The sequence below is a fragment of the Micromonospora sp. WMMD964 genome, from assembly GCF_029581455.1.
In the GTDB taxonomy this organism is placed as follows: Bacteria; Actinomycetota; Actinomycetes; order Mycobacteriales; family Micromonosporaceae; genus Micromonospora.
This window is the reverse complement of the sequence record NZ_CP120860.1, coordinates 1789225-1806797: the sequence shown is the minus strand read 5'-3', so window position 1 is coordinate 1806797 and position 17573 is coordinate 1789225. Positions and strand designations below refer to the sequence as shown.

Here is a 17573-nt window from a genome sequence, read left to right as displayed (position 1 = left end):
GCGATCGGAGCGGAGATCATGCGGCCGGATGCGACGTTGTGCCCTGGCATGTTCGCATCTCGTCGCGAGGAGCAGAGGTGGAGTTCCAGCTGTTGGGCGCGGTGGCAGTCGTCAGCGGGGGCAGGCAGGTCCGTCCGTCCTCCGGTCGGGTCCGGAGCCTGCTCGCCTCCGTGGCCTGGCAGCCGCGCGAGTTCGTGCCCGACGAGCGGCTGATCTCGCGGATCTGGGGCGAGGAGATGCCCGTCGATCCGAGAGACGCGCTCTACACCTGCGCCAAGCGGTTGCGGCGTACCCTCGCGCAGGCCGGTGGGGCCGGGCGCGAAGTGGTGCGGTTGCGGGGCGGCTATCTGCTGGACGTGGATCCCGAGCGGATCGACCTGCACCGGTTCCGACAACTGGTCCGGCAGGCGCGGCTGGCCGTCGACGACAACGCCGCCGCCTGCCTCTACGACCGCGCCCTGCGGTTGCCCGCCGGGGCGCCCCTGGCCGACGTGGACTCCCCGTGGGCGGACGGGGCCCGCACGGCACTGTGTCGGGAGCAGTTGTCGGCCCGGACGGCCGCAGCTGCCGCCTGGCTGGCGGCGGGGCGGCACGCGGAGCTGGTGCCGGACCTGGTACATCTGGCCGAGGAGCATCCGCTGGACGAGGCGATCACGGGATTGCTGATGGAGGCGCTGCACCGGTGCGGTCACCAGGCCGAGGCGCTGGAACGCTATGCCGGCATCCGCGCCCGACTGGTGGAGCAGCTCGGCGACGAGCCGGGACCGGCCCTGCGGCAGACGCACCAGCGACTGCTCCGGCGCAACCCGGGGTTCTCCCGAGCCGTGCCCTGACCCGTTGCTTCGTACCACTTCGTCGCGGTCTCCGAGGGAGCCGTCGTTCGGAAACCGCCCGGTCTGGGCACCGGCTGCGGCCGGGCGGACTGAGCCATCGGTTGCGGCCCGGCCAGCTAGGCCATCGGTTGCGGCCACGGGTTCAGTTTCGCCGGGGGCAGGACACGATAGCCCATCCGAGCCGGTGCCTCGTACAGCCTCGGATGTGCGGTGAACCGGATGAGGTGCTCGACGCTCATCGGCTGGAGGTCGGGGACGACGACGTTCACCGCGGTGAGCCCGACGTCGGCCAGTTCCCGGGTGGTGCGGTCGACGACGACCGGCCGCATCCCGGCCCCGGCGAGCCGGCCGACGACCTCGGCCAGCGCCTCGGACGGGTCGGCGGGCAGGGACGGCCGAGCCGTGGACGTGCGGCGATCCGCACCGTCCAGGAGGAAGTCGAACGCGTGCGCGTGTTCCGTCCGGCCCATATGACGGGTGGTGTCTCCCACGGCCCGCAGCCGCGCCGGCGTCACCGGCTCCGCCGTCGGATCCACGAAGTGGATGAACTGCGGGACGCCCAGCGCCTCCAGGAGTGCCTTGTGCGCGGCCCCGGTCAGATCCCGGGCGGAGCTGGCGCCGACCACCCGGTGCGCCCGCGGGTCGTACTCGGCGGCGACCACGCAGTAGACCGTCGGCACGCCCAGATCGGAGGTGGCGTCGAAGAGGTGGACCTCCTTGAACCGGTCACGGCACCAGCCGACCAGTCGGCGCAGCCGTTCGTCAAGGCAGCCGGGATCCACCGGCGGCAGAGCGAGCCGCTGGAGCCAGACGACAGCGTTGGCGTCCCGCTCGACGACCTCGAACAGCCCCCGGACGACGGCTTCCACCGGGTCGGTGTGAACCGCGAAGCCCGTGGACATCCGGCAGCTGAAGTGCTCCGCCGTCACGGTCTCGGTGAGTCCGTAACAGGCCAGCACAGCCGGTATCCAGACCGGCTCGCCGGTGACCAGGTCGAGCCCGGACGTCCAACGGATCGCCGCCTGGGGATCGAAGGGGACGATCGGGCAGTCCGGATGCGCGTACTCGGCTTCCGTGCACCGCGGGTACCGCTCCGGTTCCAGGCACTCGTCGCCCAGTTCCTCGGCTGTCGCCCAGATCCGTTCCTCGGCGAGGACGTCGCGACCCGCGTACCGTTCGGCGACCTCGGCGATGGCGACGAACCGCGCGAGACCCGGATCGTCCCACGCCTGGCCGGAGCCGACGAGATTCTCCTGGTGACCGAGCCGGCGGACCGGACCGGGTGCGCCCGCCTCCGACTTCCAGTAGCAGAAGTCGGCGGGCAGGCCCGGGGTGGCCAGCGCCCCGACCCGGGAGACCAGCCCGTAGGGCGAGACCAGGCCGTCGAGCGATGTCAGGTCCCGCGGTCGATCCCGGTGACGCACGTCCAGTCCCCTCTCCGGCCCCGCCCGCTCGCGTTCGTCGGGCCCACAGCCTGGCAGTGCCTCCGGTCCGCGCCCGGTCACCGGACGACCGGTCGCCGACCGCCCGGCGACGGACGGTGCCGACAGGGTGGTCCACGCCCGATTTCACCGGAAGGAGAACGAGATGGCGGCTGAAGACAGCACCACGGACCTCGACCTCGACGTCGAGGACTACGAGGAGTACGGCACGTTCGGCGAGGTGCCGATGTGCGGCGTGACGCAGAGCTCGAACGTCCAGTGCAACTACCCGATGTGCGCCTGAGCCACCGGCGCGGGTAGTTCGACGGAGTACGTCCGCCCGCCCGTCGTGCCGCGAGCACGGCGGGCGGGCCCGGGGAGGCATGGTGAATCCGGAGTCTCTCGACGAGTTGGTGTCCCCCTACGGCGTGGTGTCGGCCGTCTCCGACGCACGGCCGTCACGGATCTGCGACCGGCTCTACTCGTGCGGGGCCGAGGTGGGTACGCCGGGTCCGGCGAACACCCGCCGCCGTACCGGTCGGCTGGGCGGTGGTGGGCGGAGCTGGGCCGACCCGCGACTGGCCCGGTTCGTCGCCATCGCCGAGGGTGCCGAGCGGTACGCGATGGCGCTGGCCCCGCACCGTCGGGAGATTGTGCGGGCGACCGCCGACGAGCTGGCCGGCGAGTGTCTCGAACCCGTCCGCTATCCGCGCTGCTCGGCACGGGAACTGGCCACCCCCGGCTGCCCGGTCCGCCCGTTCGACCCGGCCGCGCCGATCAGGTGGGTCACCGGACTCGACCTGTACAGTGCCGCGCCGGTCCGGGTACCGGCGGTGATGGCCTGCCGGGACCTGGCCCCGATCGACGACGCGGAACGCTTCGTACACCGACTCTCCACCGGCCACGCGGTGCACACCGATCCGGTGGAGGCGGTCGTCCGCGGCGCTCTGGAGGTGATCGAGCGGGACGCCGTCGCCATCCTCTGGCTGCAACGGCTGTCCCTGCCCACAGTCGCTTCGGGCGAGTTGGCCGAGTCGACGCGCCACCTCGTCGACTGCTGCCGACGCCGTTTCGTCGACGTACGCCTGCTCGACGCGACGACCGACCTCGGTGTTCCGACCGTCTACTGCCTGTTGAGCGCCGTGCACGACCCGCGACTGCGGAACTGGACGGCGGCGAGCACCGGTCGGACCCTGTCGGGTGCGGCGGCCAAGGCTCTGGAGGAGGCGGTCGCCCTGACCGGACTGCTGAGCGAGGGCGCCAGCCCGCCGGGCGGTCCCGCGGGGTCCGTGGCGGTGCACGACGGTGCCCGGTTCATGGGGGCACCGGAGCGGGCGGGCGCATTCGACTTTCTGTTGGCCGATGCCGTCGCGCCGCCGTCCCCCCGACGCCCGGAACTGCCGGCCGATCCGGACCTGGCCCTCGCGGCGCTGGTCGAGCGGCTGGCCGCCGCCGGAGCCCGGCCCGTCGTGGTCGACCGGACCACGCGGGAACTGGCTGACGTGGGGCTGACCGCGGTGCACGTCGTCATCCCCGACCTCCAGCCGCTGAGCCTCCACCCGCTGGCCCAGTTCACCGCACATCCACGGCTGTCCGAGGCACCTGCCCGGATGGGTTACCGGGTGCTGCCCGAAGAGGAGCTGAATCCATGGCCACAGCCGTTCGCCTAACCACCCCCGCCGCGATCGTCCCGGACCGAACGGCCCTGCTCGGCATCGGTCCGTTCGGCCGCCGGGTCACCGGGCTGCTGGCCCGGATGTCGGACGGCACGGAGGTTCCGCCCGACGACGCCCCGGAGACCGCGTTCGCTGGTACGCCGAGCGCGCTGGTGGTGGCCCTGTGGCGCCCCTCGCCCGCGTTGTGCGACCGGGTCGACGAACGCGCCCACGCGACCGGTGTTCCCTGGCTGCCGGTCGTGCTGGAACCCTCGCACCTGCGGATCGGACCGCTGGTGGTGCCGGGTGCCGGGCCTTGTCACGGCTGCTTCGAGGAACGCCGGGCCCAACACGATCCGCACTGGCCGGCGTCCGCAGCCCTGTACGCCGCCTACGACCAGAACCCGGCCTGCGGGCCGGCCGGTTTCCTGCCGCAGCACGCGCGGAGCGCGGCCGGGTTGGCTCTCCGCGTCCTGGCCCGCCCCGACGTGGCGGCCGGTCGGGTGATCTCCGTACCGCTGCGCGGGGTCTCCGTCCGGCAGGACCTGGTGCTCGCCTGCCACGGCTGCTCCCGCTGCGGCCGGCCGTTGCCCGAACGCGATCTGCGTACCCTGCTGCGCCTGGAGAAGAGGGAGGACGCCGGTGTCCGATGACGTCCGGGTACGGCTGTGCCGTGGTCTCGCGGTGGTGCCGACCGAGGAGTCACTCGTCGTGCAGGGCTCGGGGCCCCGCCACGTGTTCCGGGGTCGAGCCGCCGGCACGCTGCTGCCGCGACTTCTTCCCCTTCTCGACGGCTCCCGGGACCGGCAGGAGATCGCCGCCGAGCTGGGCCTGCCGCCGGAGCGCCTGGACCGGCCACTGGCCCTGCTCGACCAACGTGGACTGCTGGAATCCGCCGCCCCACCTCGCCGGGGTGGGGCCCCCGAGCACGTCGTCGACTACCACTCACGCAGCCTGGACGGCAACGGCGGCCATCCCGGCACCGGTGCCCTGCTCGACGCGCTCGCGGTGGTCGCCGTGCACGTCGTCGGGCCGGCTGAGGTGACCAGGGCCCTCGCCGCGGACCTGCGTGAGTGCGGCGTCGGCGAGGTCACCTGCGGGCCACTCACCGAAACCGGTGTCGAGGCCCTCTCCGGAGCCGAGCGGTCCCTGGTGGTCGTGGTCGACGAGAGCCGGGACGACCCGTCAGCGGTCGAGCGGGTGGCCGGACTGTGTGCGCCGCACGCCGTGCCCGTGCTCCGGGTCGCCGCCGATCGCACCCACCTCGAGATCGGGCCGTTCTTCGTCCCCGGTCTCACCGCCTGCCCCGGATGCCTGCGCCGAGGCCGGGCCGAGGCGGGCTGGCCGGGTGCGGCGACCTCCGACGCCACGGCCGGGAAGACGGCGGGGATCGCTGATGCCACGGCCGGAGAGACGCTCGCCGGGCTGGCCGCGACCGAGGTGCTGGGCATCGTCTCCGGGGCGTCCCTGCGGGCTGCGACGACGGTGACCAGGATCGACCTCGACGCCTGGGACACCGGTCAGCACGTCGTCGTGCCGTACCCGGACTGCCCGTGCGACGACGCCGGCGGCGACGGGCCGGAACCGGACCTGGTGGACATCGGCCTCTGGATGACCGAGCGGGTGGTACCAGCGGCCCTGCGGGCCGGCCCCCCGTCGCGGGCCGTCCGGCGGAAGTGGCGGGAGCTGGCGGACGAACGGCCGGTTCACCACGCCCACCCCCAGCGCGGGCTGCCGACAGAACGGTTGCCGCTGCCGGGGACGTTCGGCGACGGCGTGCGCCCGGCCGCACCCGGAAGCCTGCACCAGCCGCTGGTCGCCGACCTGCTCGCCCGGGTGGCGGGCCGACGGCGGGGCGAGGCCGACGGCCCGTCGCAGCGCTGGGTGCCGTCCGGCGGGCAGCTCGGGTCGGTGGAACTCCACCTCGTCACCGAGACCGGCGTCGCCGACCTACCCGGAACGATCTTCCGCTACGACGACCTGAACCACGCGCTGATCGCCCTGCGCGCCGACGCCGTGCCGCTGGCCGACGCGCTGGCCGGCACCGACCTTCCCGCCGACCGTCTCGACGCCGCGCTGGTGTTCACCGCCGCGCACGACCGGGTGGCGGGAAAGTACCAGGACTTCGCGTACCGGCTCACCCACCTGGACGCGGGCTGCGCCGTCACCCAGCTCGCCGCCGTCGCCACCGCGCACGGGCTCCGCACGGAGTTCGCGACCCGCTGGGACGAGAGCCTGGCCGAGCTGCTCGACCTGCAAACGACCGGCCGGTACGTGACCGTGGTAGCCGGCCTACACCGAGGTGAGACATGCCACTGATCCCCGCGGACGTACCGGCCGAGGCGCTGGCGGACCTGGTACGCCGTCGCGCCCCGTTCCCCCGCGTCATCGAAAGGTACGCGCCGGACGACGGGGCGGCCGAGCCCGTGACCGACGGCGTACCACTCGCGGCGGTCCTCGAAGGCCGTAGGTCGGTACGAGAGTTCACCGAGACGCCGGTGGCCGAGGTGACACTGCGCGCAGTGCTGCGCCGGGCGACCCGGGCTCAGCGTGACCAGTGGCCGGTCGACCGGCACCCGGACCCGGGCCTGCGGTTGCTGCTGGCGGTCCGCCGCGCCGACGGTCCGGGTCGGGGCCTGTTCACGCCGACTCCCGCCGGCGACCTTCTCCCGCTCGGCGTTCCGGACTGGCTCGACGATCTGGCGGACGTCTACGCCGACGCGCCGGTGTTCGCGCTCGTCTGCGGCGACCCGGCGGGGATGGGGCGGGAGGCCGCCGGAGGCCTGCTGGTCCGGATCGGCGCGCTCGGCTACGCCATCTGGCTGGCCGCGCGCACCCACGGTCTGGAGTGCGCGGTGTTCGGCGCCGGTCACTATCTGGTGCGGCGGGAGGCGGCCGGGCTCCGCCCGGGGGCGCGGCATCTGTTCACCGTCGCGCTCGGACACCCAGCCCCGTCGCCCGCGGTCGGCTGACGAGATGGCAGCGTCGACCGCCCACCGGTCCACCGCCGCTCCGTCCGACGGTCGGTCCACCGGCGAGGCCGGGCTGTCCGGGCGGGCGCCGGTGGAGGTCACGACCTGGCTCGTGCTGCGCCGCGTGGCCGTGCGCTACCGGCCCTACCGCTGGCACACCGTCGGCTCGGGGCTGCTGGTCCTGATCACGGTCGGGATGAGCACCACGGCGCCGCTGCTGCTCCAGCGGATCATCGACGACGCCCTGCCCCGGCACGACACCACACTGCTCGCGGTGCTGTGCGGCCTGATGATGGCCCTCGGTCTGGTCGGCAGCCTCCTCGGCGTAGCCGAGACCGCGCTTACCAACTGGACCGGCCAGCGCGTGGCGGCGCGGCTGCGCGTCGACGTCTACGACCGCGCGAGAGCGCAGCCGCTGCGGTTCTACAGCGAGCAGGGCCAGGCACAGATCCAGGCCCGCCTGGTCAGCGACATCGACGGCATCGACCGCTTCCTCACCAGTACGGTCCACCAGGCGCTGTCCGCGCTCACCTCACTGGTCGCGGTCGGGATCGCAATGATCATCCTGAGTTGGCCGCTGGCCCTCGTCTCACTGGCCCTGACCGCGCTGCTCAGCCTCTTCAACAACCGCTTCGCCCGGCGGCGGCGCCTGCTGTTCCGGCAGCGACAGCGGCTGCTGACCACAGTTCTGCGGTACGTCTCGGAGGACCTGTCCCTCTCCGGGGTGCTACTCGGCCGCACCCTGCGCCGCACCCGGACCCAACGCGACCGCTTCGTGGAGGTCGCCGAGGACATCCGGGACGTGACGTTCCGGCAGCGCATCGCGGGCATGTCGGCGTACACGGTCATCGGGGTCTCGTTCGCCTGTGTACCACCGCTGATCTTCTGGGCCTACGGCACGTTCACCCCAACGGTGTCGGTCGGCGCCGTGGTGGTGCTGGTCATGCTTCAGACCAGACTGTCCCAGCCGATCCAGAGCCTGTTGCGGCTCAGCGGCGGTGTCCAGGCGTCCGTCGTGATGTTCGAGCGGGTCTTGGAGTACCTCGACATGGACGCCCCGGAGCGGGATGTCGCGCCGGTCCGGCGCACACCGGCCGGGCCGGCGGAGGTGCGGCTGCGCGCTGTCTCCTGCCGCTACCCGGGGTCACCGGCCCCCGCCCTCGCCGGGGTGGATCTGGACTTCCCCGCCGGGTCGGTGACCGTCGTCACCGGCCACACCGGTTCGGGCAAGAGCACCCTGGGACTCGTCCTGGCCGGCCTGCTCTCCCCGGACACCGGCACCGTCCGCGTCGACGGTGGCTCCGCCCTCCCTCGTGCGGCGGCCACCCTGATCCCGCAGCACACCGCGCTGTTGCACGGCACGATCCGGGACAACCTGCTGTTCGCCCGGGACGGCGTCACCCAGGCCGAGCTGGACCGGGTACTCGACACGGTCCGGTTGGGTTCGCTGATCACCGCGTCACGGCACGGCTGGGACACCTCGATCGGCGAGAACGGGCTACAACTCTCCGGCGGGGAGCGGCAGCGCCTGGGCATCGCACGGACCCTACTGGCCGACTGCCGGCTGCTCGTCGTCGACGAGGCGACCAGCGCCCTCGACCAGCACACCGCCGACCGCGTCACCGAGGCGCTGCGGGAGCACTGCCGGGACAAGACCCTGGTCCTCATCGCCCACCGGCTGCCCCGGCTGGAACCACAGGACCGGGTGATCGTGCTGGACCGGGGACGGGTCGCCGAGCATGGCACGCACGGGCTGCTCAGCCGGGCCGGCGGCGCCTACGCCAGCCTGCTCGCGGCACAACCGGTGGCCCGGCCGGCCCGCCGTGAACCGCCCCAGCCCGAACCACCCCGTCATGCACCGGAACTGCCGTTGCGAACGACCTGAGCGAGCCGTACCGACCGCGAGGAGACGCCATGTTCAGTACCACCATCTCCGCCCCGCCGGACCTCGGCGTCGGGCTCGGCTACCGCGAGGAACTGCACGACGGGATCCTCGCCCACCCGGCCGCGATCGACTGGCTGGAGATCATCACGGACCGCTACCTGGTGGATCCGGCGCAGAACAAGCTGCTGCGCGCTCTCCGGGACCGTTTCGTCGTGGTCACCCACGGCCTGGAGATGTCGATCGGCTCGGACGCCCCCGTGGATCCGGACTACCTGGACGCCGTCGCGGCGGTGGCGGACGCCGTCGACGCACCCTGGGTCAGCGACCACCTCTGCTTCACCCGGGAGGACGGCGTCGAGCTGCACAACCTGACGCCGGTGCTCCGCACGGAAGAGAAGGTCAGGACGATAGCCGCGAACGCGCAGCGGGTGCAGGACCGGCTGGGGCGGCCGTTCCTGCTGGAGAACATCAGCTACTACCTCGATCTGCCGGGCGGCATGACGGAGGCCGAGTTCATCACCGCCGTCCTCGACCGCTGCGACTGTGGCCTGCTGCTCGACCTGAACAACGTGGTGGTCAACGCGACCAACCACGGGTTCGACCCCTACGACTTCCTCGACGCGCTGCCGCTCGACCGTGTCGTCCAGGTGCACCTGGCGGGCAACCTGGGCCAGGGTGGCGTACCACTCGTCGACGGCCACGACGCCCCGGTGGGAGACGACGTGTTCGCACTGCTCGAACACCTGGAGAGCCGCCAGCACATCCGAGCCACCATGATCGAGCGGGACGGTCACTTTCCCGACGACTTCACCGAACTCGTCGACGAGCTGGACCGGGTCCGTGCCACCCTCACGGCGGGCAGCGTCTCCCGCGGTGCCCGATGAGCACGGAGGACACCCTTCCCGCCGGCGGGCAGGCGCTGCTGGCCAGGCTCCTGATCGACGGGTCACTCGCCGAGGAGTTGCACGCCGACCCCGACGGGTTCGCCCGGCGACACGGCACCGACCCCGAACTGGCCCGGCGACTGGCCGCCGTGCCATTGCCCGGCCTCCGGCTCACCGCCTCGATCACCAGCCTCAAACGCAAGGCCAGGTTCACCGCCGCCTTCCCCGGCACCGCAGCCCTGCTCCGCGACACCGCCGAGGAGGAGACCGTGCTGCGCCCCGTACTGGGACGTCGGACGCTGAGCCGGCCCGAGGACAGCCTGGCGGTCGGGAGGGAGCTCGCCGCGGCCGTTGCCACGCTGCCCAGCACCGCCCGGATCCGGCTGCTCCGCGAGATGGCGGCGTTCGAAACCCTCTGGTACGAGGCAAGGATCGGCGCCGGTGGGGTGGAACCGCCGGCCGGCCCGCCCGCGCTGCGGCCGGGCGTCCTGCTCGCGACGTTCGATCGCCCGATCGCGGAGATCCAACGGATCGTCGTCGCCGGACGGGCGGGCGGCAGCCTGCCGAGCGGCACCACCCACTACCTGCTGCACGCCACGAGCCGTTCCGGCCTGGTGCGGACGTACCGGCTGCCGTCGAGGCTGGCGGACCTGCTCGCCGCCTGTGACGGCATTCGGACGACCCGTGCGGTCGCGCACCGGGCCGGACTGGCCATCGAAACCGCCGAACGCGGCCTACACGGCATGGTCGCCAAGGGTTTCCTGGGCGGACTGGACGTCAGCGGCACCGGGAATGGGCTGGCCGGATGAGGCGAAGCCGCCCGGGTTCCTCGGGCGCCTTTGCCGACAACGGGTGACGACCGAGCGATCCCGACCCAGGGCAACGCCCCTCGTGGCCTGGCCCAGAAGACCGCGATCGCGGAGAGCGGCCGAGCCCAGCCGTTTTCGGGGGGTGAGTTCACAATAGGATAGACAAACTTAAGGCCCTGACCGGCGCTCTCCCTGGTCAGGGCCTTGCGAAGTGGAGCTGAGGGGATTTGAACCCCTGACCCCCTCGATGCGAACGAGGTGCGCTACCAGTCTGCGCCACAGCCCCCCACCGGCGAACCGGCTTCGGTCCCACCCGGCTTACACCGGGCGGGCCGGCGCCAAGGCTAACAGGTCGCCCGCCCCCACCGCGAATCCGCCCCCGGTGCGGCGTCACGCCAGCCCAAGATCGACTCCAGATCGCCGATACGGCGGCATCCCCGCACGCCGACACCGCCACATCGCCGACCCGGAGTCGATCAACGCCGGCAAGCAACGCCCGCTGCGGCACGACCGGCCGGAGCCCGGCCCACGCCACCGGCCGGCGTGCCGCCTGGGGCAGGGTCAGGCGCCTCGGCCGGCCTCGTAGGGGCGGCCGCGCAGGCCACCCGACCGCCGGTAGGAGACCGACCCGCCGTTGACCGCCGCCGGCAGGTCGCCCGGTCGGTCCAGGCCCATCGCGGCTCGGCGTACGCCCTCGCGCTGGGCGGCTAGGCGGCGCTGCGCCTCCCGGCGGGCCGCCGCCCGACGGGCCTGCTCCCGGCGTACCTCGGCCTGCCGGTCGGCGAGCCAGGCGGCTTCCCGGGCGCGGGCGCGGCGACGGCGACGGCCGGCCAGGGCCCGGCGGCGAAGGTGAACGACGTACAGGGCCAGGAGCAGGAAGGTGACCCCGAAGCTGACCCAGAAGCCGGGGCTGACGAACACCACGCCGATCAGCTCGACGACGTTGAGGAGCAGCAGGGCGGCGAGAACCCGACGTCGTCGGTACACGGCGGGGGTGTGCTGTCGTCGGGGCGGTGGGCGGCGGCGCGACCTCTTCGGTGCCGGTGGCACGGCGCGGAGCCGACCGGAGCGGCGGGCGGCCGGCGGTGCGGAGACCGGCGGAGCAAGCGTTCCGGTAGTCGCGTCCTCACTCAGGGTGACGATCAGCGAACGCGGTGGGTGGACGGGTCGCCGTCCGGGCACAGTGCGGCGCCGCCGGCGGCGCTGGAGCACCCGCGCCGTCGACTGCGCCCGCTCCGCCACCAACCGCTCGGTGGCGTCGTAACGGCGAACCAGCGCCGGGGCCAGGGCGAGCAGGCCGGCGGCGGCGAGGACGGCGAGGAGCACCGAGGTCGGCACCCTCACCCCTCCCGTCACCGAATTCGAAGCAACCGCTCTCCGACCGCAGGATCTTCCATCGATCCCGCCTGGGTGCGTGGATCGTCCGGCCGGGGAGCGCTTGCCGCAGCTTGCAGTTACTTGAGGTTACGGCGCGTCGACCGGGTTGCCACCGCGCCGCGCCGATCCCGTCCGTGGGACGCCTGGCCGAGGGTCGGAAAATTCCGCTCCCGACCGCCCCGCCCCCGCAGATCGCGACGGCGCCCTAGCGCGCGTCGGCGCGTACCCGGTGCCAGCGGGCCAGAAGGCCACCCTCGGCGGCGATCTCCTCGCTCGTCATCGCGTACCCGATGTGATCCCGCCACGCGCCGTCGATGTGCATGTAGCGCACGTGGTACGACTCCTCGCGGAAGCCCAGTTTCTCGACCACCCGCCGGGACGGTCGGTTCTCCGGGCGGATGTTGACCTCCACCCGGTGCAACCCGCCCGGGCCGAACGCGTGGTCCACGGCGAGCGCGAGCGCCGTCGGGATCACCCCTCGTCCGGCGACCCGGGCGTCCACCCAGTAGCCGACGTAGCCGGAGCAGAGGGCTCGTCGCACGATGCTGCCGACGTTGAGATGACCGACCAGTCGGTCGCGGTCGGCCTCGCGCAGACAGACAGCGAACGGCATGCCCTCACCCTCGCGGGCCGACCGCCGTTGGTCGCGGTGCACCCAGCGGAACGCGGCCGGTGAGTTCATGTCGTCCCAGGCGCCGGGCAGCGACGACTCCCAGGGCGCCAGCCAGGCCCGGTTGGCCCGCCGGATATCCGACCACGCCGCGGCGTCGGTGCGCCGGTACGGCCGCAGGAACACCGGGCCGTCCGCCAACTCCACCGGCCAGCCGGGTGCCCGCGGAGGTCCGAAGAGACTCACCCGCACAGTCTCCCGCGCGGGACCGTGTCGCGCGCAAGTGGACCGACCGCCCCGATCCGGTGACGGCGCGCCTCCCGAGTGGAGCGCCTGCGGCTCGACCGGGAGACCGTCACCGGCGACGGTCCAGCAACAGGACGTCCACGGTGGATCCGGCGGCGGCGGTGGTCACCCGCTCGCCGAGGACCAGCAGCCCGTTCGCCTCGGCCAGCCCGGAGAGGGTGAACGGCCCACCGCGCAGCGGTTGGACCGTGTATCCGCCGCCCCGACGCTCCGCGACGTGCGCCGGCCGGAACTCCCGCAGCCCCGCCGGTGACGACACGGTCTCCAGCAGGTGCGCCCGCACGCTGGGTCGGAACACCGGCTCCGCACCGGCGAGCAGTTGGATGGCCGGGCGGGCCAGCACCTCGAAGCCGATCAGCGCGGCGCCGGGGTCGCCGGGCAGGCACACCACCGGCACCTCCTCGGCGCCCACCGTGCCGAACCCGAGCGCGGTCCCGGGATAGAGCGCGACGTCGGTGAACGTGACCGGCCCGGCCCGGCCGCCCTCGCGGCGGGACAGGATCCGACGCACCATGTCACCGGGGCCGGTGCCGGTGCCTCCGGTGGTGATGATCAGGTCGGCGCGCAGGGTCTGGTCCTCCAGCAGTCCGCGCAGCCCTTCCGGGTCGTCGTCGCAGATCCCCACCCGGTACGCCAGGGCGCCCACCTCCGCCGCCGCGGCGGTCAACGCGTGCGAGTTCGCGTCGACGACCTGGCCGGGCTGGCTGCCCCGGCCCACGTCGACGAGTTCGTCACCGGTGGCCACGATGACCACCCGAGGGCTGGGCCGGACCACCACGTGCCCGATACCGGTGGCGGCGAAGACCGCGACCAGCGCCGGGGAGACGTACGTGCCGGCGCGGGCGAGCAGCGTGCCGGCGGGCAGTTCCTCACCGGCGCGGCGTACCCCGTACCCCCGTTTGGGGGTGCGGAAGATCTCTACCGCGGCCATGCCCTGGTCGGTCCACTCCACCGGCACCACCACGTCGGCGGCGACCGGCAGCGGCGCCCCGGCGGCCACCGAGAAGCACGAACCGGGGGTCAGCCGGACCGGCCGCCAGCTCGCGGCCCCCAGATCTCCCACCACGTTGAGCCGGATGGTCCGCCCACCGGGCGTGCCGGAGGGGGCCGGGACGTAACTCGGGCCCCGGCCACCTCCGGAGATGTCCTCCCAGCGGGCGGCGTAGCCGTCCACGGCCGCCTGGTCGAAGGCCGGGAAGGCGTGCGGCGCGACGACGTCCTCGGCGAGGACGTTGCCGTGCGCCTGGGTGAGGTCGAGGTCGAGTGGCGGCAGCGCTCGTAACCTGCGCAGCACGCTGCCCAGGTAGTCGGCGAGCGGCGTCAACTCGTTCGCGGCCGCCTCGGCGTCGGCCGTCGCGGTCATGTACCAGATCCGCCTGCCGCGTCGGCCTTGACGAACTCGGCCAGCCAGGATCGGAACTCGCCGCCCAGGTCGTCGCGGTCGGCGGCGATCTGCACCACCGTCTGGAGGTAGCCCAGCGGCATGCCGGTGTCGTAGCGGGTGCCCCGGTAGACGATCGCGTGCACCGGGGTGCCCTCGGTACGCAGCAACTCCATCGCGTCGGTCAACTGGATCTCGCCCCCGCTGCCCGGCTTGGTCCGCCGGATCGCGTCGAAGATCTTGCCGGGCAGCACGTAGCGGCCGAGCACCGCCAGGTTGCTCGGCGCGTCCTCCGGCTGGGGCTTCTCCACCATCCCGGTCACCTTGACGACCTCGCCGATGTCGGTCAGCTCGGCCTCGGCGGGTTCGACCGAGGCGATGCCGTACCGCTTGGTGTCGGCCGGGTCGACCTCGAAGAAGGCGAGCACCACACCACCGGTGCGGGCCTGCAACTCCAGCATCGCCGGAAGCAGCGGCTCGGACGGCTTGACGAACTCGTCGCCCAGCAGCACCGCGAAGGGTTGGTCGCCGACGTGCGACTCGGCGTACCCGACGGCGTGGCCGAGCCCGAGCTGCTCGGGCTGCCGCACGGTGTAGATCTCGGCCAACTCGCTGGGCCGACGCACGGCGGCCAGCCGCTCGGCGTCGCCCTTCTCCTCCAGCCTGGTCTCCAGGTCGGGGCGGCGGTCGAAGTGGTCCACCATCGACGTCTTACCCCGACCGGTGATCAGCAACACGTCACCGATGCCGGCCTGGGTGGCCTCCTCGACGATGTACTGCAGAACCGGCCGATCCACGACCGGCAGCAGCTCCTTGGGCACCGCCTTGGTGGCCGGCAGGAACCGGGTGGCCAGTCCGGCGGCCGGGATGACGGCCTTGACCGCCAGGGGACGGCCGGTTGCGGCGGCCGTCGATGAGGGGTTCGCTGAGTGCTCCGACATGCCGCGAGACTATCGGCCACGGCTCTGCCGCGGCGGGTGTGGCCCAGAAGACGCGCCGCCGCCCGACCCCGGTCGCGCGGCGTCGGGGCCGGCCCCCGCGCTGTCCGGTGGGCCGCCGGCCGCGTCCGGCCGGGCGTGCGTCGGGCCGGTCGGCGATGATTCGGGTACGCCCGCCGCCGACTCGGACCGGGCGGGCCCGCCCGGCTCCCGGTCGACCTGCACGTGTCGGCCGGCGCGCGGCAGCCCGTCGGAGGGGCTCACCGCGCCCGCGAGCACCGGCAACTCCCGGGTGGTCACGTCCGGGCGTGCCTCGGCGACCCGGTACGTGTCCCGGCCAGCCGCCTTGGCGGCGTAGAGCGCGTCGTCGGCGGCCTCCAGCACCTCCCGCCCGGTGCTGCCGTTGTCCGGGTAGACGGCGATGCCCACCGACACGGTCACCAGGACCGGCCCGGCGTCCGCCTCGACGGCGATCGGGGTCTCGCGCACCACCGCGCCGAGTCGCTCGGCCACGATCGCCGCGCCCCGCGCGTCGGTCTCCGGCAGCAGCAGCACGAACTCCTCACCGCCCTGCCGGAAGGCCAGGTCGACCTCGCGGATCTCGCCGCGTACCCGCCTGGCGAACTCGGCCAGCACGGTGTCCCCGGCCGCGTGCCCGTACGTGTCGTTGACGTCCTTGAAGCGGTCGAGGTCGAGCGCGAGGATGCTCAGCATCCGCCCGAACCGGCTGGCCCGCTCCACCTCCCGCCGGATCGACTCGCGCAGGTAGCGGTAGTTCCACAACCCGGTGAGCGGGTCGGTGAGCGAGAGCCGCTGCGCCTCCTCGTGCACCCGGACGTTGTCCACCGCCACCGCCGCGTGACCGGCGAAGGTGCGCAGGGTGACGAGGTCGTCGTCGTCGAACTCGTCGGCGCCCAACCGGTCGTAGAGGGCCAGCACCCCGAGTGCCGCCGCCGCGCCGGCCTCGTCGGTCGGCGACGCGGACGCGGAGGGGGTCGCCGCGCCGCCGGTCGGGGCGGCGAACGGGACTGCGACGTAGGTGCGACAGCGCGGCTCACCCGACGGGGCGTCGGCCGCCTCCATCCTCCCCCGCTGCGGTTCGCCGGTGGCGGCGACGGCACCGACCACGCCGACGCCCACCGGCACCCGGAGCGTCGACGGCCCGTCCGGGTCGTCCTCCGGCCACCGCCCGTCCAGCCCTTCGGTGCACTGCGCGACGAGCACGCCGCCCGCCTCCACCAGCAGCACCGCACCGGCGCGCGCCCCGGTGGCTCCGATGGCGCTGTGCAGGATCACCCGCAGGATGCGTTGCAGGTCGTGCGTACTGGCCAGGGTGTCGCCGAGGACACCGAGGTGCCCGCGGAGCTGGTCCCGGTTGCTTGTCAACGCCGCGACGTAGGAGCCGGTCTCCCTCGTCATCCGATTGAAGGCGGCGGCCAGCCGGCCCAGCTCGTCGCGGCTGCGGACCGGCACCCGGGCGGTGAGGTCGCCGTGGGCGACCCGGTCCACCGCTCCGGCCAGCTCCACGAGCGGCCGGGTGGTGACCCGGGCCAACCGCCAGGCGCTCAGCACGGCGAGGAGCCCGGCCAGGACGACGACACCCACCAGCGTGGCGTGCAGCCCGGGTGGCCGTTCGCTGGGCACGGAGAGCACCAGGGGCAGCGGCTGCGAGTCGGACGGCCCGATCCTCCGCACGTACCGACCCTCGCTGGTCTCGGTGACCCGCTCGCCGTCGACGGCGCTGGCGGCGGCCAGCACCGCGTCGCGTACCTCGCGGGACTCGGTCGTGTGGGTGACCCGCGCGGCGCTGGCACCGCTGTCGAGCAGGGTGACCGCCACCCCGGTCACCGCCGCTAGCCGGGCCACGAAGGCCGGGTCGACCAGTTGTGCGGCGGTCACGGTGCCCAGCAGGGTTCCGGAACGGTCGCGGAGGTCGACCTGCGCGGCGAGCGCCCGGACCGGGCTGGCCGAGCCGTTGGCCGGGCCGTTGGTCTCGCCGCCCGCCGGACCGTCGGTCTCGCCGCCCGCCGGACCGTCGGTCTCGCGACCTGTCGGGCCGTCGGTCTCGCGACCTGTCGGGCCGTTGGTCTCGCGACCTGTCGGGCCGGAGCAGTCGCGCCAGGGGGCCGCCGGAGCGCCGGGCGAGACGTAGCTGACCGTGCCGCTCACGTCGGTGATCAACACCGCGGCGGCCAGGCCACGGCCGACCAGTTGGGCGGCGGCGACGGCCGGGTCGGCGGTGAGGGCCACCGCGTCGGCGGTGGCCCTCAGCTGCTGACAGAGCGCGTCGACCGAGGTCCGCACGGCGGACGCTGCCACCGCCAGTCGCTCGGTGGAGCGGCTGCGGTCCACGGCCGCGACGGTGGAGGCGACGAAGAGCGCGCCGAGCAGGACCGGCCCGAGCACCACCACGAGGAAGGCTGCCGTCAACCGCCCGCGTAGCGTCACTCGGTCCCCCCGGAAGTTCCGCCTCCGTTGCTTGCGATGCTGACACAGAGCAAC

15 protein-coding genes and 1 tRNA gene are annotated in these 17573 nt (G+C 73.5%); 9 read left to right on the top strand and 7 right to left on the bottom strand.

The window, feature by feature from the left end; all coding sequences use genetic code 11:
• The first annotated feature begins 77 nt into the window (after positions 1-77).
• On the top strand, positions 78-833 hold the full coding sequence (locus tag O7616_RS08520) for an AfsR/SARP family transcriptional regulator (protein WP_282306318.1): 756 nt from the start codon (positions 78-80) through the stop codon (positions 831-833).
• A gap of 116 nt (positions 834-949) precedes the next feature.
• On the opposite strand, the gene O7616_RS08515 is transcribed toward O7616_RS08520, so the two are convergent.
• Positions 950-2257, bottom strand: a complete 1308-nt coding sequence (locus O7616_RS08515; protein ID WP_282306317.1) for a YcaO-like family protein — start codon at positions 2255-2257, stop codon at positions 950-952.
• 163 nt (positions 2258-2420) lie between these two features.
• Between O7616_RS08515 and O7616_RS08510 the strand changes: the two genes are divergently transcribed.
• From O7616_RS08510 to O7616_RS08475, 8 genes are all read left to right on the top strand, one after another.
• Positions 2421-2558 carry a hypothetical protein gene (locus tag O7616_RS08510; RefSeq protein ID WP_157742405.1) on the top strand — a complete coding sequence of 46 codons (138 nt, stop codon included), beginning with the start codon at positions 2421-2423 and terminating at the stop codon, positions 2556-2558.
• 82 nt (positions 2559-2640) lie between these two features.
• On the top strand, positions 2641-3924 hold the full coding sequence (locus tag O7616_RS08505; protein WP_282306316.1) for a YcaO-like family protein: 1284 nt from the start codon (positions 2641-2643) through the stop codon (positions 3922-3924).
• Positions 3903-4562 (top strand): TOMM precursor leader peptide-binding protein, encoded by a 660-nt coding sequence (locus tag O7616_RS08500; protein ID WP_282306315.1) that lies wholly within the window; start codon positions 3903-3905, stop codon positions 4560-4562. The genes O7616_RS08505 and O7616_RS08500 overlap by 22 nt, the downstream gene beginning before the upstream one ends.
• Complete coding sequence (locus O7616_RS08495; RefSeq protein WP_282306314.1) at positions 4552-6228, top strand: TOMM precursor leader peptide-binding protein; 1677 nt, start codon at positions 4552-4554, stop codon at positions 6226-6228. Before O7616_RS08500 ends, O7616_RS08495 begins: the two co-directional genes overlap by 11 nt.
• Positions 6219-6881, top strand: a complete 663-nt coding sequence (locus O7616_RS08490) for a hypothetical protein (RefSeq protein ID WP_282306312.1) — start codon at positions 6219-6221, stop codon at positions 6879-6881. Before O7616_RS08495 ends, O7616_RS08490 begins: the two co-directional genes overlap by 10 nt.
• A gap of 4 nt (positions 6882-6885) precedes the next feature.
• The gene (locus O7616_RS08485; protein ID WP_282306311.1) at positions 6886-8766 is read left to right on the top strand and encodes an ABC transporter ATP-binding protein; all 1881 of its coding nucleotides are present in this window, start codon (positions 6886-6888) and stop codon (positions 8764-8766) included.
• A 29-nt stretch (positions 8767-8795) separates the two neighbouring features.
• Entirely contained in the window at positions 8796-9650 is an 855-nt protein-coding gene (locus O7616_RS08480) for a DUF692 domain-containing protein (protein WP_282306310.1), read from the top strand.
• Complete coding sequence (locus tag O7616_RS08475; RefSeq protein WP_282306309.1) at positions 9647-10459, top strand: hypothetical protein; 813 nt, start codon at positions 9647-9649, stop codon at positions 10457-10459. Before O7616_RS08480 ends, O7616_RS08475 begins: the two co-directional genes overlap by 4 nt.
• A 212-nt stretch (positions 10460-10671) precedes the next feature.
• Here the strand turns inward: O7616_RS08475 and O7616_RS08470 are convergent.
• The 6 genes from O7616_RS08470 to O7616_RS08445 all read right to left on the bottom strand — a co-directional run bounded on the left by O7616_RS08470 (position 10672) and on the right by O7616_RS08445 (position 17519).
• Positions 10672-10745: transfer RNA gene (locus O7616_RS08470), tRNA-Ala, on the bottom strand.
• A gap of 275 nt (positions 10746-11020) precedes the next feature.
• Entirely contained in the window at positions 11021-11803 is a 783-nt protein-coding gene (locus tag O7616_RS08465) for a hypothetical protein (protein WP_282306308.1), read from the bottom strand.
• Positions 11804-12041: 238 nt separating this feature from the next.
• Positions 12042-12692, bottom strand: a complete 651-nt coding sequence (locus O7616_RS08460) for a GNAT family protein (RefSeq protein WP_282306307.1) — start codon at positions 12690-12692, stop codon at positions 12042-12044.
• 109 nt (positions 12693-12801) lie between these two features.
• Entirely contained in the window at positions 12802-14115 is a 1314-nt protein-coding gene (gene glp, locus O7616_RS08455) for a gephyrin-like molybdotransferase Glp (protein WP_282306306.1), read from the bottom strand.
• On the bottom strand, positions 14112-15074 hold the full coding sequence (locus O7616_RS08450) for a UTP--glucose-1-phosphate uridylyltransferase (protein WP_282262738.1): 963 nt from the start codon (positions 15072-15074) through the stop codon (positions 14112-14114). The genes glp and O7616_RS08450 overlap by 4 nt, the downstream gene beginning before the upstream one ends.
• Positions 15075-15083: 9 nt before the next feature.
• Positions 15084-17519: a diguanylate cyclase gene (locus O7616_RS08445; protein ID WP_282306305.1), complete on the bottom strand. Its 2436-nt coding sequence runs from the start codon at positions 17517-17519 to the stop codon at positions 15084-15086.
• Positions 17520-17573 lie beyond the last annotated feature (54 nt).

Coding starts and splice junctions, on each gene's coding strand:
- O7616_RS08510 (WP_157742405.1), top strand. CDS start 2,421: ATGGCGGCTGAAGACAGCACCACGGACCTCGACCTCGACGTCGAGGAC.
- O7616_RS08480 (WP_282306310.1), top strand. CDS start 8,796: ATGTTCAGTACCACCATCTCCGCCCCGCCGGACCTCGGCGTCGGGCTC.
- glp (WP_282306306.1), bottom strand. CDS start 14,115: ATGACCGCGACGGCCGACGCCGAGGCGGCCGCGAACGAGTTGACGCCG.
- O7616_RS08450 (WP_282262738.1), bottom strand. CDS start 15,074: ATGTCGGAGCACTCAGCGAACCCCTCATCGACGGCCGCCGCAACCGGC.
- O7616_RS08490 (WP_282306312.1), top strand. CDS start 6,219: ATGCCACTGATCCCCGCGGACGTACCGGCCGAGGCGCTGGCGGACCTG.
- O7616_RS08500 (WP_282306315.1), top strand. CDS start 3,903: ATGGCCACAGCCGTTCGCCTAACCACCCCCGCCGCGATCGTCCCGGAC.
- O7616_RS08475 (WP_282306309.1), top strand. CDS start 9,647: ATGAGCACGGAGGACACCCTTCCCGCCGGCGGGCAGGCGCTGCTGGCC.
- O7616_RS08485 (WP_282306311.1), top strand. CDS start 6,886: ATGGCAGCGTCGACCGCCCACCGGTCCACCGCCGCTCCGTCCGACGGT.